The organism is Streptomyces varsoviensis (assembly GCF_000718635.1).
Taxonomy (GTDB): domain Bacteria; phylum Actinomycetota; class Actinomycetes; order Streptomycetales; family Streptomycetaceae; genus Streptomyces; species Streptomyces varsoviensis.
In genome coordinates, this window is record NZ_JOBF01000008.1 from 45,160 (window position 1) to 62,010 (window position 16,851).

The window sequence follows — 16,851 nt, forward strand, 5'->3', positions numbered from 1 at the left end:
GGTTCGATGTGGGTAGCGACTACCAGCGGTAGTGCGCGAAGGCCTTGTTGGACTCGGCCATCTTGTGAGTGTCCTCACGCTTCTTGACGGAGGCGCCGAGGCCGTTCGAGGCGTCCAGCAGCTCGTTCATGAGGCGTTCGGTCATGGTCTTCTCGCGGCGGGCGCGGGAGTACCCGACGAGCCAGCGCAGCGCGAGGGTGGAGGCGCGGCCCGGACGGACCTCGACCGGCACCTGGTAGGTCGCGCCACCGACACGGCGGGACTTGACCTCCAGGGCGGGCTTGATGTTTTCGAGCGCGCGCTTGAGCGTGATGACCGGGTCGTTGCCGGTCTTCTCGCGCAGTCCCTCCATGGCGCCGTAGACGATGCGCTCGGCGGTGGAGCGCTTGCCGTTCAGCAGGACCTTGTTGATGAGGGAGGTCACCAGAGGAGAGCTGTAGACCGGGTCAATGATGACCGGGCGCTTCGGGGCGGGGCCCTTACGAGGCATTCTTACTTCTCCTTCTTGGCGCCGTACTTGCTGCGAGCCTGCTTGCGGTTCTTGACGCCCTGGGTGTCAAGCGAACCGCGGATGATCTTGTAACGAACACCCGGCAGGTCCTTCACACGGCCACCGCGCACGAGCACGATCGAGTGCTCCTGCAGGTTGTGTCCCTCACCCGGAATGTAGGCCGTAACCTCGATACCGCTGGTCAGGCGCACACGGGCGACCTTGCGCAGGGCCGAGTTCGGCTTCTTCGGGGTGGTCGTGAAGACACGCGTGCAGACGCCGCGGCGCTGGGACGAGCCCTCGAGCGCGGGCGTCTTGTTCTTCTCGACCTTGTCCTGCCGGCCCTTGCGGACCAGCTGCTGGATCGTAGGCACCGTTTCTCCGGTTTCTGTGTGCCGATCTCGATAAAACTAACCTGCGGCGCTCCTCCGACCCACGCGGTCGGGTGTGTCGCACACCCCACGCCGCGCCTCACGTCGCGAGAACGACGGAAAGTGCTTCATGGATCGGCGGCTTGCCCTCGATGTCCCGTACGGACGAACGCACGCACAAGGACCCGGGCACACCCCAGGCACAAGGTCTGAGCGTACCTACCGCATCCACTCCGGTCAAAACAAATGCCGCCCGCCGGGACACGCCGGGCCATCGGCTTGCTTCCAGCGTCGCACACGGTTGTGAAGTCGGCCGTTTCCCCTTCCCCAGTCGTTTTCCTGCACTACGTTGACGCGTTGCGGAGGGACATCGGTGAACGTTGCGGGGGCACGGAGCCATGGGTGACACGTGGGGCGGCGACGGCGCCCTCGACGACCGGGTGCCCTATCTGGCCCGTCTCGAACACGACGACCGCGCCGCTCTCATCGCGCTCGGCCGCCCGCTGCGCTACGCCTCCCGCGCCGTCGTCATCCACCAAGGCGAGCCCTCCACGCACGTCCTGCTCCTCCTGCGCGGCTGGACCAAGGTCACCGCCTCCGCCGCCAACGGCTACGAGGCGCTGCTCGCCCTGCGCGGCCCCGGTGACATCCTCGGCGAGACCGCCGCCATCAGCGAACGGCCCCGCTCGGCCACCGTGACCGCCCTGGAGGACGTCGAGGCCGTCGCCCTCGACCGGGAGCGGTTCACCGCCTACCTGGAAGACACCCCGCGCGCCGCTCTGCAGTTGCTGCGCCTCACCTTCGACCGGCTCCACCACGGCGACCGCCGCCGCCTGGAGTTCGCCGCGCTCACCGTGCGCGAGCGCCTCGCCGTCCTCCTGCTGGACCTGGCCCGTACGCACGGCAGACGGACCTCCGAGGGCATCGAGCTGACCGTCCCGCTCAGCCAGCAGGAGATCGCGGGCTCCCTCGGCGCCTCACGCGAGGCGGTCGCCCGGCTGCTCAAGGAGTACCGGGAGCGGCAGGCCGTCATCACCCGCCGCCGCACCCTCGTCATCGTCCGGCCCGAGCTGCTGCGGCGGACGGGGCGCGCGCTCTGAACACCGCCGCCCGGCCCCGCGCACGCCTGGGCCACCGCTCTGTGCACACGGTCACAGTCCGTCCGCGTCATCCGCCCTCCCGCGCCGGAGCGCCGCCCGGCACTGTGCTGACCACCGGCCGCGACAGAGGCCCCGCACCGGACAGCGAGAGGGAACCATGACCGAACCCGTCAACCGCACCATCCTGCTCTTCGACATCGAGAAATTCGGCCAGCGGGACGACGTCGAGCAGACCTTCATGCGCCGCATGCTGCACACCGTCGTCGAGGACACCCTGACCGCCGCGGGCGTCGAGCCGACCGCGCAGCACCGCGAGGACCGCGGCGACTGCGTCATGGCGCTGATCAGCCCCGAGATCGCCAAGCCGCGGCTGCTGCGGGCGCTGCTGACGCAGACCCCCACCCTGCTGCACGCCAACAACCGGCTCGCCGCCGCCAGCGCCCAGGTCCGGCTGCGGATCGTCGTGGCCTCCGGGGAGGTCGCTCTGCACCCGCAGCCCGGCACGCTCGGCGGGGCCGTCGGCCACGACCTCAACCAGGCGTTCCGGCTGCTGGACGCGGACCCGCTGCGGGCAGCGCTGCGCGAGCGGTCCGAGCAGAGCGTGCTGTGCGTGTCCGACTCCGTCTACCAGGGCGTTGTCCGCCACGGGCACCCCGGACTGAGGCCCGAAGAGTTCCACGAGATCTCCGTACGGACCAAGGAGGGATCGCTCACGGGCTGGCTGTGCGGGCCCGTACCGCCGGAGCACGCGCGGCCGCAGCAGGAGCCTCCGCGAGCGGCCGCGACGGAAGCCGCCATGACGGGAGCGGCCGCGGCGGGAACGCCCGGCCCCGGCAGCGGTGCGACCTTCGCCTTCAACGGCGGCTCCCCCTCCTTCGGCGGCGGCCTGGTCGGCGGCGACCAGCACGGCGTCAGCGGCGGCCAGGTCACCGGCGACGTCGTCATGGGCGGCAAGACCACAGAACGGCGTGAGAGCCCGTGAGCCCGTACGAGCCCGAAGCCGCACACCCCCGGCCAGGCGCGGCGCCGGACCCCGCCGGACCGCCGCCGGCGCCCGGCGCGGACGAGCAGGAGCCCGTGGAGGAGGCGGACGAGCCCCAGGAGGCATGGGCCGCCCGTCGCGAACTGTTCGACCACAGCCCCGGCATCATCCTCGGCTCCGCCGCCTCCTTCGGCGGCGGCCTGGTCGGCGGCGACCAGCACGGCGTCAGCGGCGGCCGCGTCACCGGCGACGTCGTCATGGGCGGCAAGACCGAGATCTTCCACATGGCCCCGGCCGGCCCCGCGCACGCCTCCGGCGAGATCCCCCGCGCCGAGCTGGAGCAGCTCGACGCCCTCTACGCCGAGGGCCCCGGTTTCGCCGCCGCGCTGGAGCGGCTGCGCGACGAGCGCGTCCTCGTCCTGTCCGGCGGCCACTTCACCGGCCGCCGCGCCGCCGCCCTGATGCTGCTGCACCGCCTCGGCGCCGGCGCCGTCCGCGCCCTCGACCCCGACACCTCCCCCACCGACCTGCGCGACCAATTGACCGGCGCGCCCGGGTACGTCCTGTGCGACCTGGTCACCAGCCGCACCCGGCCGCTGCGCCGCAACCATCTGCTGGCGGCTGTCGAGAAGCTCGGCGCGGGCGGCCATCTCGTGATCACCGTCGCGCCGGGCGCCTTCGTCGACGGCGTCGGCCCCGTCCCCTGGGAGCCGCCGCCCCCGGCCGACGTGCTCCGCGCCCATCTGCACGGCCTGGTCGGCGCCGCGGAGGCCGAGAAGCTGCTGGAGCTGGCGCCCGTACAGGACTTCCTCGGCCACCGGCACCAGCTACGCGAGGTCGCCGGGTTCGCCGCCGAGGCCGCCCGGTACGGCCGTGAGGGAACCGGCCTCGACGAGCTGGCCGCTTACAGCCAATCGGCCGTGGAGAGCCAAGTGCAGGAGTGGCTCGGCGACCCCGAACTGCGCTTGCTCGACAAGGCGTTCCTCATCTCCCTCGCGGTCTTCGACGAGGCCCCCTACGCCCTGACGGCCGAACTGGGCGATCTGCTCTACGTCTTCCTCCAGGAGACTCAGCAACCGGACGCGGGGCCCGAGATCCCCGTCTTCGGCACCTCCGCCGCCGACCGCCTCCAGCTCGCCCGTGGCCGCGTCTACCGGAAGGACGAGGCCACCGAATGGGGGCCCGTACCGCAGCGCATGGCCGCCTTCCAGGACCCGCGCACGGCGCTGCTGCTGCTCCGCGAGGTGTGGACCGGCCACCCTTCCGCCCGCCCCGCCGTCGTGCGCTGGATCCGCCGACTGGCCGCAGACGGCCGCCCCTTGGTCCGCACCCGCGCGGCGGCGCTCGCGGCCACCCTCGCCGCGTCCGACCTGCCGTCCACCATGGCGCTGGTCATCCAGGGCTGGGCCGGTGCGACGCGCTACCGCGACCGCCTCACCGCCGCCAACGCCCTCACCCTCGCCCACTACCTGGGCACCCCCGCCATCCCGCGCATCCTCCACTCCTGGTGCACCGGCCACGACGACCGGCGCCGCTGGACCGCCATCCGCGGGTACGCGCTGCTCGGACCGGAGTTCCCGGCCGAGGCGCTGGACGCCCTGCGCACGGCCGCGCGCCGCCCGGACATCGAGGAGTACGAGACCGACCACCTCGCCGACGCCGCCGAACTGCTGCTCCTCCCCGACGCCAGCGGCTCCGGCGCCGACGGCACGGTCCTCGCCGAACTGGCGGGAGACCTCACGGACGCCGGCCCGGCCCGCGGATTCGCGCTCCGTTCGTTTCTGCGCGCCGCCGGCCGCACCGAGGACGACGACGGCCGCCCCCTGCTCCTGGCCTGGTACGAGCGGGCCACCGGCGAGCACACCGAGGACGACCGGCACCTGACCGCCCTGTGGCGCGCCGCCCTCACCGACCGTACGCACACCGCGGCCGCCCTCGAAACGCTCCGCGGCTGGGTGCGCGGCGCGGACACCGACCCCGACGCGGAACGGGCTCTCGCCGCCCTGCTCCCCGCCCTCGCCGTCACCTCAGCCGACCAGCAGCGTCTCGGCCATCTGCTGCGCACCCTGCCCGGCGCCGACGGCGGCCCGCCCCCGCCCGTCGCGGCCCGGCTGCTCGCCGCGCTCACCACAGCTCACTGAAGACCGCCCCACCCGCAAGGAGATGAACCATGGCGGATTTCCACCGCCCACCGGAATGGCAGCAACCCGCCGACCGGCACACGCAGTTGACCGATCCCGTCATCACCGTCCGGCAGCTCTCCCGCTTCGAGTACTCGACCCGCAAGCGCATCAGCCGCATCGACCACGCTCTGGTCTTCGCCACCCCCGACGGCTCGTACGAGGCATACCTCCCGCCGCACCGGCCATCGCGCTCGGAGGTCATGAGCCGCCGCTACACCGCCATGTACGAGGTGGACATGGGCGTCCACGCCGTCCATCTGGAGCTGGCGCTGCCCAGCGACATCGACGCCTTCGAGTTCGGCGCGGACGTCGATCTCAGCTGGCAGGTCGAGGACCCGGTGCGGTTCGTCGCGAGCGGCGAGCGCGACGTGCCCGCCCTCCTCACCCGCCGGCTCCAGCAGTTGCTGCGCTCGGTCAGCCGCCGCCACCCCGTCGAGCGGAGCGCCGAGGCGGAACGGGCCGTGCAGGACGCGGTCGACTCCGGGGGACCGTTCGGGGCCGACGCCGGGCTGCGGGTGGGCTGCGCCGTGCGGCTGCGCCTCGACGACGACGCCATCGCGCACCAGCGGGAACTGCGCACCATCCGGTATGCCGACGAGACCCTGGACCCGGGCCACGCGCTGCGCATGCGGGAGCAGCGGCAGCAGCACGAGTTCGAGGTGCTGCGCGCGCAGCAGGAGCAGGAGCTGAACGCCCAGAAGATCGCTTTCTACCAGTACCACCTGGAGCAGGGCGGGGTCGCCGCGTGGGCCTTGCACCTGGCGCAGCACCCCGAGGACTCCCGGCTGGTGATGGAGAGCATGCGCGCGGACCAGTTGGAGATGATCCGCAACCAGATGCACTTGGCGACGGAGGTGATGAAGGGCAACGGACTGGAGGAGTACCAGATGGAGGAGCCGAAGAAGCTCGCGCTCAAGGTCGTCAACGACATCCTCAACCAGCGGCTCCCGGGCGTGCAGGCCTCGCCGCCGGCGCCCGCGCCGGGCGCGCAGGAGGCGCTGGGGGCAGGACAGCCTGAGCAGCCGGGGCAGCAGCAGCCGGGGCCGTACGAGCCCCCGAAGCCGTACGCGCCTCCGGGCCCGTACGCGCCTACGACGGCCGGGGCCACCCCTCCGCCCGTACCGCCCGTTCCGCCTGTTCCGCCCGTGCCGCCGCAGGCCGGCGCCCAGCAGGACGCACAGCAGCGAACGCCGACCGACGGCATCCCGCTCTCGAAACCGCACCCCGACCACTGAGCCGCTGCCCGAGAGGAGCCCGTACGCCATGGCCACCGCACCCGTTCCCGCGCCCGTCCCCGACCCGGAGCCAGCGGAAGGACGGGAGGCCGGCGCTCGGCTGCTCGACGGGCTGCACGCCGAGATCGAGCGCGCCGACAGCAAGGCGTCCGTCCTCATCGCGGCGCTGGGCATGACGGCCGGGGTGTTCAGCGCACTGCTGGCCGGCCGGTCCTGGCGCCCGGACGCCCTGTCGGCGGCCGGCGCGTTCGTGTGGTGGGCCGGGATCGCGGCGCTCACCGCATCGCTCTTCGCCCTGCTGATGGCGGTGCTCCCGCGCTACCGCGCCAGCCAGTGGCAGCCCGGCCGGCGGCTCAGCTACTTCGGCGACATCCAGCGCGCCGCGGCCCTGGGCCGACTGGCCGACGCACTCGCCGACACCGAACGCGACCCGCTCACGGGGCTGGTGGTCGCGCTCACCGAGAACAGCCGCATCGCCACCCGCAAGCACCAGTGGATTCGAGCCGGGCTCGTCGCCTTCTGCGGCGGCACGCTGCTGCTGCCCGCCGCGCTGCTCATCGGCTGACTCCGCACGCACCTACCGCTCTCGTCCGCGCCCCCCGCACCGGGCCGGGCCGATCGAAGGAACTCCCCATGACACCTCCGGAAGAACCGCAGTACCCAGGCGCGCCACCACCACCGCAGTACCCCCAGGACCCACCGCAATATCCGCAGTACCCGCAGGAGCCGCCCCACTACCCGCAGACTCCGCAGTACCCGCAGGAGCCCCCGCACTACCCACAGGCCCCGCACTACCCGCAGGAGCCCCCGCACTACCCACAGGCCCCGCCGGAGTACCCGCAGTCTCCGCCGCCCCAGTACCCCCAGCACCCCACCCCGCCACCCCACGTACCGCCCCAGGCACCCCCCGCCCCCGGCACACACCAGCCGCCGCCACAGCAACCACCGCCTCCCCCTCCCCAGTCCGAGCCTCCGTCGCAGCCCCCGCCCCACCCCCACGAGCTGCCCTTCCAGCAGCGCCGCGTCGTGCTCGCCGATCACCAGCGCGGCGCGGACGCCACCGCTCTGAGCCGGCTGCTCCTGTACGTGCCGAACTTCCTGTGCAGCCTGCTGGTCGTCACCCTCCTCGCCCTCTTCCTCGGCGGCATCGGGCTGATCCTCGTGATCCTCTGGCTGGTCAGCGGCGCGCTGGTGTTCCACCGCCCCACCGAGAGCGTGATCGCCCGGCACTTCCTGCGGCTGCGCTACCCCACCCCCGACGAACGGGCGCGGCTGGAGCCCGTATGGCACGAGGTCAGCACCCGCGCCGGCGTCGTGAGCCGCAATTACGAGCTGTGGATCGAGGACAGCGACCACCTCAACGCGGTCGCCGCCGCCGGCCATATCGTCGGGGTCACCCGCTTCGCCGTGCAGCGGCTGCCCAACGGCCAGCTCGCGGCCGTACTCGCGCACGAACTGGGCCACCACATCGGCGGCCACTCCTGGTCCTCGCTGCTCGGCTACTGGTACGCGCTGCCCGGCCGCGTCGCCTGGCGGCTGCTGCGCGGTGCCGCCTCGGCCGTCCGCCGGGCCTCCGGCTGCCTGGCCTGCTTCGGCGTCGGCATTCTGCTCATCGCCTTCGGCGGACTCGCCATGGCCACCGTCCAAACGCTCTACGGGCTCCCACTGCTGATCCTCGTCATGCCGTACGCGCTGGCCGCCGTCGGCCGCCGCGCGGAGCTGCGGGCGGACCAGCAGGCCGCCGCCCTCGGCTTCGCGCCGATGCTGGTGGAGGTGCTGGGCCAGTTGCACCAGGCGGAGACCGCCGCCGCGCAGGCGACGCCGACCGCCCAGCCCACCGGTGCCGCGGGGCCGCCCCGGCAGGAGTCCCTGTCCCGGCTGCTCGCCTCGCACCCGGACTACCACACCCGGCTGCACCACCTTCAGCCGTACCTCCAGCCGCGCGGCTGAGGTGCCCCGGGCACGCCGAAGGGCGGCCCCCCAACCGGGGTGGCCGCCCTTCGGTTCAACTCAACCGCTTACTGGTTGTACGGCCCGTAGTCGTAGTCCTCCAGCGGCACGGCCTGGCCCGACCCCGTCCCGAAGGGCGAGTAGTCGATGTCGTCGTAACCGACGGCCGAGTACATGGCGGCCTTGGCCTCCTCGGTGGGCTCCACCCGGATGTTGCGGTAGCGGGACAGGCCCGTACCGGCCGGGATGAGCTTACCGATGATGACGTTCTCCTTGAGGCCGATGAGGCTGTCGGACTTGGCGTTGATCGCCGCGTCCGTCAGGACTCGGGTCGTCTCCTGGAAGGACGCCGCCGACAGCCAGGACTCCGTCGCCAGCGAGGCCTTGGTGATGCCCATGAGCTGCGGACGGCCGGAGGCCGGGTGGCCGCCTTCCGTCACGACGCGACGGTTCTCGCCCTCGAAGCGGGTGCGCTCCACGAGCTCGCCCGGCAGCAGCTCCGCGTCGCCGGACTCGATGATCGTCACGCGGCGCAGCATCTGCCGGATGATGATCTCGATGTGCTTGTCGTGGATCGACACGCCCTGCGAGTTGTAGACCTTCTGGACCTCGCCGACCAGGTGCACCTGGACGGCGCGCTGGCCGAGGATGCGCAGCACGTCGTGCGGGTTGGTGGCACCGACGGTGAGCTTCTGGCCCACCTCGACGTGGTCGCCCTCGCCCACCAGCAGACGGGCGCGCTTCGAGATCGGGTAGGCCGTCTCGTCGCTGCCGTCGTCGGGGGTGACGACGATCTTCTTGGTCTTCTCGGTCTCCTCGACCCGGACCCGGCCGGCCGCCTCCGAGATCGGGGCGACGCCCTTGGGCGTACGGGCCTCGAAGAGCTCGACGACACGCGGCAGACCCTGGGTGATGTCGTCACCGGCCACACCACCGGTGTGGAAGGTACGCATCGTGAGCTGGGTGCCGGGCTCACCGATCGACTGGGCGGCGATGATGCCGACCGCCTCGCCGATGTCCACCAGCTTGCCGGTCGCCAGCGAGCGGCCGTAGCAGAAGGCACAGGTGCCGACCGCGGACTCGCAGGTGAGGACCGAGCGGGTCTTGACCGTCTGCACGCCGTGCGCGACGAGCTGCTCGATGAGCACATCGCCGAGGTCGACGTTGGCGGGCGCGATGACCTTGCCGTCGACGACCACGTCCTCGGCGAGCATGCGCGCGTACACGCTGGTCTCGACGTCGTCGGTCTTGCGGAGCACGCCGTCGGCGCCCTTGGTCGCGATGTCCAGCTTGAGGCCGCGCTCGGTGCCGCAGTCCTCCTCGCGGATGATCACGTCCTGCGAGACGTCCACCAGACGACGGGTCAGGTAACCCGAGTCGGCGGTACGCAGGGCGGTGTCCGCGAGACCCTTACGGGCGCCGTGCGTGGAGATGAAGTACTCCAGCACGGTGAGACCCTCACGGAACGACGCCTTGATGGGTCGCGGGATGGTCTCGTTCTTCGCGTTGGACACCAGACCACGCATACCGGCGATCTGACGCATCTGCATCATGTTTCCTCGGGCGCCCGAGTCAACCATCATGAAGATGGGGTTCGTCTTGGGGAAGTTCGCGTTCATCGCCTCGGCGACCTCGTTGGTCGCCTTGGTCCAGATCGCGATGAGCTCCTGCGTGCGCTCGTCCTTGGTGATCAGACCGCGCTCGTACTGCTTCTGGACCTTCTCGTCCTGGGCCTCGTAGCCCTTGACGATGGCCTTCTTGGCCTCCGGGACGACGATGTCCGAGACGGCGACGGTGACGCCGGACCGGGTCGCCCAGTGGAAGCCGGCCGCCTTCAGGTTGTCGAGCGTCGCCGCCACGATGACCTTGGGGTAGCGCTCGGCCAGGTCGTTGACGATCTCGGAGAGCTGCTTCTTGCCCACCGAGTAGTCGACGAACGGGTAGTCCTCGGGCAGCAGCTCGTTGAAGAGCGCGCGGCCCAGGGTCGTACGCAGCCGGAAGCTGTCGCCCTGCTGCCACTCGCCGCCGTGCTCGTCGCCCTCCTCCGGGGTCGGCGGGGTCCAGCCGCGGGGCGGGACGGTGCCGATGGGGAAGCGGATGTCGACCTTCGCCTGGAGTGACAGCTCCCGGGCGTCGAACGCCATGGTGGCCTCGGCGGTCGAGCCGAACGCCCGGCCCTCGCCCTTGACCTCGCGCTCCTTCTCGTCGGTCGTGAGGAAGAAGAGCCCCAGCACCATGTCCTGGGTCGGCATGGTGACCGGACGGCCGTCGGCCGGCTTGAGGATGTTGTTCGAGGACAGCATCAGGATGCGGGCCTCGGCCTGCGCCTCCGCGGACAGCGGCAGGTGCACGGCCATCTGGTCACCGTCGAAGTCCGCGTTGAACGCGGTGCACACGAGCGGGTGGATCTGAATGGCCTTGCCCTCGACGAGCTGCGGCTCGAAGGCCTGGATGCCGAGGCGGTGCAGGGTCGGAGCACGGTTGAGCAGCACCGGGTGCTCGGCGATGACCTCTTCCAGCACGTCGTACACGACGGTACGGCCGCGCTCGACCATGCGCTTCGCCGACTTGATGTTCTGCGCGTGGTTCAGGTCCACCAGGCGCTTCATCACGAACGGCTTGAAGAGCTCCAGCGCCATGGCCTTCGGCAGACCGCACTGGTGCAGCTTGAGCTGCGGGCCGACGACGATGACGGAACGCGCCGAGTAGTCGACTCGCTTGCCGAGCAGGTTCTGGCGGAAGCGGCCCTGCTTGCCCTTGAGCATGTCGCTCAGGGACTTCAGCGGCCGGTTGCCGGGACCGGTGACCGGACGACCGCGACGACCGTTGTCGAAGAGGGCGTCCACGGCCTCCTGGAGCATGCGCTTCTCGTTGTTCACGATGATCTCGGGCGCGCCGAGGTCGAGAAGCCGCTTCAGGCGGTTGTTGCGGTTGATCACACGGCGGTACAGGTCGTTCAGGTCGGAGGTCGCGAAGCGGCCACCGTCGAGCTGCACCATCGGACGCAGGTCCGGCGGGATCACCGGGATGCAGTCCAGCACCATGCCCTTGGGGCTGTTGCTGGTCTGGAGGAAGGCCGAGACGACCTTGAGGCGCTTGAGCGCGCGGGTCTTCTTCTGGCCCTTGCCGGTGCGGATGATCTCGCGGAGGCGCTCGGCCTCCTCGTCGAGGTCGAAGGTCTCCAGCCGCTTCTGCAGCGCGGCGGCGCCCATCGAGCCGTCGAAGTACGTGCCGAAGCGGTCGCGCAGCTCGCGGTAGAGCAGCTCGTCGCCCTCCAGGTCCTGGACCTTGAGGTTCTTGAAGCGGCTCCACACCTCGTCGAGGCGGTCGATCTCGCGCTGCGCGCGGTCGCGGAGCTGCTTCATCTCGCGCTCGGCGCCCTCGCGCACCTTGCGGCGCACATCGGCCTTGGCGCCCTCGGCCTCCAGCTCGGCCAGGTCCGACTCAAGCTTCTTGGCGCGGGCCTCCAGGTCGGCGTCGCGGCGCTGCTCGATCTGCTGGCGCTCGACGGAGACGTGCGCCTCCAGCGAGGGCAGGTCGCGCGTGCGGCGCTCCTCGTCCACCCACGTGATCATGTAGGCGGCGAAGTAGATGACCTTCTCAAGGTCCTTCGGGGCGAGGTCGAGCAGGTAGCCCAGGCGCGACGGGACGCCCTTGAAGTACCAGATGTGGGTGACGGGAGCGGCCAGCTCGATGTGGCCCATCCGCTCACGGCGCACCTTGGCACGAGTGACCTCGACGCCGCAGCGCTCGCAGATGATGCCCTTGAAGCGGACACGCTTGTACTTGCCGCAGTAGCACTCCCAGTCCCGGGTCGGACCGAAGATCTTCTCGCAGAAGAGTCCGTCCTTCTCGGGCTTGAGGGTGCGGTAGTTGATGGTCTCCGGCTTCTTGACCTCGCCGTGGGACCAGGTCCGAATGTCGTCCGCGGTGGCCAGGCCGATCCGCAGCTCGTCGAAGAAGTTGACGTCGAGCACTGGTCGTCAATCCCTCTTTCAGGGTCGTGTCTTCATCGTGGTCTGGGGGTCCTGGGACGGCCGGGGCTCCTGGCGAGGGGCCCCGGCCAGACCCGTCAGACCTCTTCGACGCTGCTCGGCTCGCGCCGGGACAGGTCGATGCCGAGCTCCTCCGCCGCGCGGAAGACGTCCTCGTCGGTGTCGCGCATCTCGATGGACATACCGTCCGACGACAGCACCTCCACGTTGAGGCAGAGGGACTGCATCTCCTTGATGAGCACCTTGAAGGACTCGGGGATGCCGGGCTCCGGGATGTTCTCGCCCTTGACGATGGCCTCGTAGACCTTCACGCGGCCGGTCACGTCGTCGGACTTGATGGTCAGCAGCTCCTGGAGGGCGTACGCGGCGCCGTACGCCTCCAGCGCCCACACCTCCATCTCACCGAAGCGCTGGCCACCGAACTGGGCCTTACCACCCAGCGGCTGCTGGGTGATCATCGAGTACGGACCGGTCGACCGGGCGTGCAGCTTGTCGTCGACCAGGTGGTGCAGCTTGAGGATGTACATGTACCCGACCGAGATCGGGTCCGGGAACGGCTCGCCGGAGCGGCCGTCGAACATCCGGGCCTTGCCGGACGGGAGCACCATGCGCTCGCCGTCGCGGTTGGGGATCGTGGACTCGAAGAGACCGGCGATCTCGTCCTCGCGGGCGCCGTCGAAGACCGGGGTCGCGACGTTGGTGCCCGGCGCGACGTCGTCGGCGCCGATGGACTGGAGCCGCTGCATCCACTCCTCGCTGCCCTCGACCTTCCAGCCCCGGCTGGCGAGCCAGCCCAGGTGGATTTCGAGGACCTGTCCCGGGTTCATTCGGGACGGCACACCGAGGGGGTTGAGGATGATGTCGACCGGGGTGCCGTCCTCCAGGAACGGCATGTCCTCGACCGGCAGGATCTTGGAGATGACGCCCTTGTTGCCGTGGCGGCCGGCGAGCTTGTCACCGTCGGTGATCTTGCGCTTCTGCGCGACGTAGACGCGGACGAGCTGGTTGACGCCCGGGGGCAGCTCGTCGCCCTCCTCGCGGTCGAAGACGCGGACGCCGATGACCTTGCCGATCTCGCCGTGCGGCACCTTCAGCGAGGTGTCGCGCACCTCGCGCGCCTTCTCGCCGAAGATCGCGCGGAGCAGGCGCTCCTCGGGGGTCAGCTCGGTCTCGCCCTTGGGCGTGACCTTGCCGACCAGGATGTCGCCGGCCACGACCTCGGCGCCGATGCGGATGATGCCGCGCTCGTCGAGGTCGGCGAGGACCTCCTCGGAGACGTTCGGGATGTCCCGGGTGATCTCCTCCGGGCCGAGCTTGGTGTCGCGGGCGTCGACCTCGTGCTCCTCGATGTGGATCGAGGAGAGGACGTCGTCCTGGACGAGGCGCTGCGACAGGATGATCGCGTCCTCGTAGTTGTGGCCCTCCCACGGCATGAACGCCACGAGGAGGTTCTTGCCGAGCGCCATCTCGCCCTCGTCCGTGGACGGGCCGTCGGCGAGCACCTGACCGGTGATCACTCGGGCGCCCTCGTCCACGACGACCTTCTGGTTGAAGGACGTGCCCTGGTTCGAGCGGGAGAACTTCGCGACCCGGTACGTGTTGTACGTGCCGTCGTCGTTGGCGACGGTGACGTAGTCCGCGGAGACCTCCTGGACCACACCGTCCTTCTCGGCCTTGATGACATCGCCGGCGTCGACCGCGCAGCGGTACTCCATGCCGGTGCCGACCAGCGGGGCCTCCGCCTTGATGAGCGGCACGGCCTGGCGCATCATGTTCGATCCCATGAGCGCGCGGTTGGCGTCGTCGTGCTCCAGGAACGGGATCATGGCGGTCGCGACCGACACCATCTGGCGCGGCGAGACGTCCATGTAGTCGATGTCCGCGCCGGGCACGTAGTCGATCTCGCCGCCGCGGCGGCGGACGAGGACGCGGTCCTCGGCGTAGGTGTTCTCGTTCGTCAGCGGGGCGTTCGCCTGCGCGATGACGAAGCGGTCCTCCTCGTCGGCGGTGAGGAAGTCCACCTGGTCGGTGACGACGCCGTCGGTGACCTTGCGGTACGGGGTCTCGACGAAGCCGAACGCGTTGACCCGGCCGTACGAGGCGAGGGAGCCGATCAGACCGATGTTCGGGCCTTCGGGCGTCTCGATCGGGCACATCCGGCCGTAGTGCGAGGGGTGCACGTCACGGACCTCGAAGCCGGCCCGCTCACGGCTCAGACCGCCGGGGCCCAGCGCCGACAGGCGGCGCTTGTGGGTCAGGCCCGACAGCGGGTTGGTCTGGTCCATGAACTGCGAGAGCTGGCTGGTGCCGAAGAACTCCTTGATGGAGGCGACGACCGGCCGGATGTTGATCAGGGTCTGCGGCGTGATCGCCTCGACGTCCTGCGTGGTCATCCGCTCGCGGACGACGCGCTCCATACGGGCCAGACCCGTGCGGACCTGGTTCTGGATGAGCTCGCCGACGTTGCGCAGGCGGCGGTTGCCGAAGTGGTCGATGTCGTCGGTCTCGACGACGATCGTGGTGCCGTTCTCGCCGACCGTCTCGACCTCGCCGGCGTGCAGCTTGACCAGGTACTTGATGGTCGCGATGACGTCGTCGGTGGTGAGCACGCCGGCGTCCAGCGGCTGGTCCGCGCCGAGCTTCTTGTTCACCTTGTAGCGGCCGACCTTCGCGAGGTCGTAGCGCTTCGGGTTGAAGTAGAGGTTCTCCAGCAGCGTCTGCGCGGCCTCGCGCGTCGGCGGCTCGCCCGGACGCAGCTTGCGGTAGATGTCGAGCAGCGCGTCGTCCTGACCCTGGGTGTGGTCCTTCTCCAGGGTGGCGCGCATGGACTCGTACTCGCCGAACTCCTCCAGGATCTGCTCGGTCGTCCAGCCGAGGGCCTTGAGGAGGACGGTCACGGACTGCTTGCGCTTGCGGTCGATGCGGACGCCGACCATGTCGCGCTTGTCGATCTCCAGCTCCAGCCAGGCACCGCGGGAGGGGATGACCTTGGCGGAGAAGATGTCCTTGTCGGACGTCTTGTCGATGGAGGAGTCGAAGTAGACGCCGGGCGAGCGGACGAGCTGCGACACGACGACACGCTCGGTGCCGTTGATGCAGAACGTGCCCTTGTTGGTCATGAGCGGGAAGTCGCCCATGAAGACCGTCTGGGACTTGATCTCGCCGGTCTCGTTGTTGGTGAACTCGGCGGTGACGAAGAGCGGGGCCGCGTACGTGAAGTCGCGGTCCTTGCACTCGTCGATGGAGTTCTTGGGGGGCTCGAAGCGGTGATCGCGGAAGGTCAGGGACATCGACCCGGAGAAGTCCTCGATCGGGGAGATCTCCTCGAAGATCTCCTCCAGACCGGACTTCGTGGGGACGTCCTGGCCACTGTCCAGCGCAGCCTCGACACGACCCTTCCATGCGGCATTGCCGAGCAGCCAATCGAAGCTCTCGGTCTGCAGCGCAAGGAGGTTCGGAACCTCAAGGGGCTCTTTGATCTTCGCAAATGAGATGCGCAGCGGGGCGGTGCTGGCGCCGTTGTTCGTATTGGCAGTCGAGGCGTTGCGCGAGGCGGCCAAGAGGGGGTCCTTCCGAGGGCTCGGACTCACTACGCGCGTACCGGTCCCACTCCGTGCACACCGAGAGAAATCCCAGGTCAGGGACGTTCAACCAGCCGTGCTCAGCAGTGGGTATGCCCCTGGTGACGGGCAGGGAGCAGCTAACAGGCAGCGCAAAGGGTCAGTGTAGCCACTAGCCACACTGATGTCCAGCCCGGGTTTCCGGAGACCGGCAGCGCCACCCTCTCCCTCCGGGAGGGGTCTCCCCCTCGTTGTTCTGCTGTGCGTTCTCCAACGCCTGCCGCAAGGCTTCCCGCTTCGCCCTCGTTCCATGCCTCGGACCTAGGACCGATGTGACGACGCGTCCTGAGAATTGCGCGCTGTGTGCCGTTCGTCAAGGCCCCCCACCCCGTTGCGATCGTCACGGGGCGCACTGCGGGACAACGAAGATCACCATACTCGCCCTGGCCGCACAGGCAACGCAGCCAGGGCGGGAACGCCCAAGGGCGACCACCCACATGGGTGATCGCCCTTGAGAAACAGCTCAGGAGTCAGCGGACTCCGCGGGTCACTTGACCTCGACGGAGGCGCCGGCGGCCTTGAGGGACTCGGCAGCCTTGTCGGCGGCCTCCTTCGCGACCTTCTCCAGGACCGGCTTCGGGGTGCCGTCGACGAGGTCCTTGGCCTCCTTCAGACCCAGCGAGGTCAGCTCGCGCACGACCTTGATGACCTGGATCTTCTTCTCGCCGGCGCCGGTGAGGATGACGTCGAACTCGTCCTGCTCCTCGACGGCCTCGGCGGCACCGCCGGCGGCACCGCCAACGGCGACGGCGGCGACCGGAGCGGCGGCCTCGACCTCGAACTTCTCCTCGAAGGCCTTCACGAAGCCGGAGAGCTCAAGGAGGGTCATGTCTTCGAACTGCGCCAGCAGCTCTTCCTGGGTGAGCTTCGCCATGATGGCGTCCTTCCACTAATCGGCGGGTGCCGGATGTACATTTCGGCGGGC

The 16,851-nt window shown here is 70.0% G+C and carries 11 protein-coding genes; 6 read left to right on the forward strand and 5 right to left on the reverse strand.

Annotated features, from left to right (window positions below; translation table 11 throughout):
• Nucleotides 1-19 precede the first annotated feature (19 nt).
• Nucleotides 20-490: a 30S ribosomal protein S7 gene (gene rpsG / locus IF55_RS13800; RefSeq protein ID WP_030890786.1), complete on the reverse strand. Its 471-nt coding sequence runs from the start codon at nt 488-490 to the stop codon at nt 20-22.
• A gap of 2 nt (nt 491-492) precedes the next feature.
• Nucleotides 493-864: a 30S ribosomal protein S12 gene (gene rpsL, locus IF55_RS13805; RefSeq protein ID WP_030890788.1), complete on the reverse strand. Its 372-nt coding sequence runs from the start codon at nt 862-864 to the stop codon at nt 493-495.
• Nucleotides 865-1,259: 395 nt separating this feature from the next.
• On the opposite strand from rpsL, the gene IF55_RS13810 reads away from it, so the two are divergent.
• The 6 genes from IF55_RS13810 (at nt 1,260) to IF55_RS13835 (ending at nt 8,311) form a co-directional block, all read left to right on the forward strand.
• A complete protein-coding gene (locus IF55_RS13810; protein ID WP_030890790.1) occupies nt 1,260-1,961 on the forward strand; it encodes a Crp/Fnr family transcriptional regulator in 702 nt (233 codons plus the stop codon).
• Nucleotides 1,962-2,118: 157 nt separating this feature from the next.
• The gene (locus IF55_RS13815) at nt 2,119-2,943 is read left to right on the forward strand and encodes a nucleotidyl cyclase domain-containing protein (protein WP_030890792.1); all 825 of its coding nucleotides are present in this window, start codon (nt 2,119-2,121) and stop codon (nt 2,941-2,943) included.
• Nucleotides 2,940-5,084, forward strand: a complete 2,145-nt coding sequence (locus IF55_RS13820; protein ID WP_030890794.1) for a hypothetical protein — start codon at nt 2,940-2,942, stop codon at nt 5,082-5,084. Before IF55_RS13815 ends, IF55_RS13820 begins: the two co-directional genes overlap by 4 nt.
• 29 nt (nt 5,085-5,113) lie before the next feature.
• On the forward strand, nt 5,114-6,361 hold the full coding sequence (locus tag IF55_RS13825) for a hypothetical protein (RefSeq protein ID WP_063763965.1): 1,248 nt from the start codon (nt 5,114-5,116) through the stop codon (nt 6,359-6,361).
• 28 nt (nt 6,362-6,389) lie between these two features.
• Complete coding sequence (locus tag IF55_RS13830) at nt 6,390-6,926, forward strand: Pycsar system effector family protein (protein WP_030890799.1); 537 nt, start codon at nt 6,390-6,392, stop codon at nt 6,924-6,926.
• Between the two features lie 461 nt (nt 6,927-7,387).
• Nucleotides 7,388-8,311, forward strand: coding sequence for a M48 family metalloprotease (locus tag IF55_RS13835; RefSeq protein WP_245661192.1), 924 nt, complete (start codon nt 7,388-7,390; stop codon nt 8,309-8,311).
• A gap of 68 nt (nt 8,312-8,379) precedes the next feature.
• Here the strand turns inward: IF55_RS13835 and IF55_RS13840 are convergent, their stop codons facing one another.
• The 3 genes from IF55_RS13840 to rplL all read right to left on the reverse strand — a co-directional run bounded on the left by IF55_RS13840 (nt 8,380) and on the right by rplL (nt 16,800).
• A complete protein-coding gene (locus IF55_RS13840; protein ID WP_030883140.1) occupies nt 8,380-12,288 on the reverse strand; it encodes a DNA-directed RNA polymerase subunit beta' in 3,909 nt (1,302 codons plus the stop codon).
• A 95-nt stretch (nt 12,289-12,383) separates the two neighbouring features.
• Entirely contained in the window at nt 12,384-15,866 is a 3,483-nt protein-coding gene (rpoB, locus tag IF55_RS13845; protein WP_030883142.1) for a DNA-directed RNA polymerase subunit beta, read from the reverse strand.
• Nucleotides 15,867-16,413: 547 nt separating this feature from the next.
• Entirely contained in the window at nt 16,414-16,800 is a 387-nt protein-coding gene (rplL, locus tag IF55_RS13850) for a 50S ribosomal protein L7/L12 (protein WP_030883145.1), read from the reverse strand.
• Nucleotides 16,801-16,851: the final 51 nt, after the last annotated feature.

Bases quoted from the DNA above. Each gene is read 5' to 3' on its own strand.
- rpsG (WP_030890786.1), bottom strand. From the start codon at position 490: ATGCCTCGTAAGGGCCCCGCCCCGAAGCGCCCGGTCATCATTGACCCG.
- IF55_RS13810 (WP_030890790.1), top strand. From the start codon at position 1,260: ATGGGTGACACGTGGGGCGGCGACGGCGCCCTCGACGACCGGGTGCCC.
- IF55_RS13815 (WP_030890792.1), top strand. From the start codon at position 2,119: ATGACCGAACCCGTCAACCGCACCATCCTGCTCTTCGACATCGAGAAA.
- IF55_RS13825 (WP_063763965.1), top strand. From the start codon at position 5,114: ATGGCGGATTTCCACCGCCCACCGGAATGGCAGCAACCCGCCGACCGG.
- IF55_RS13830 (WP_030890799.1), top strand. From the start codon at position 6,390: ATGGCCACCGCACCCGTTCCCGCGCCCGTCCCCGACCCGGAGCCAGCG.
- rplL (WP_030883145.1), bottom strand. From the start codon at position 16,800: ATGGCGAAGCTCACCCAGGAAGAGCTGCTGGCGCAGTTCGAAGACATG.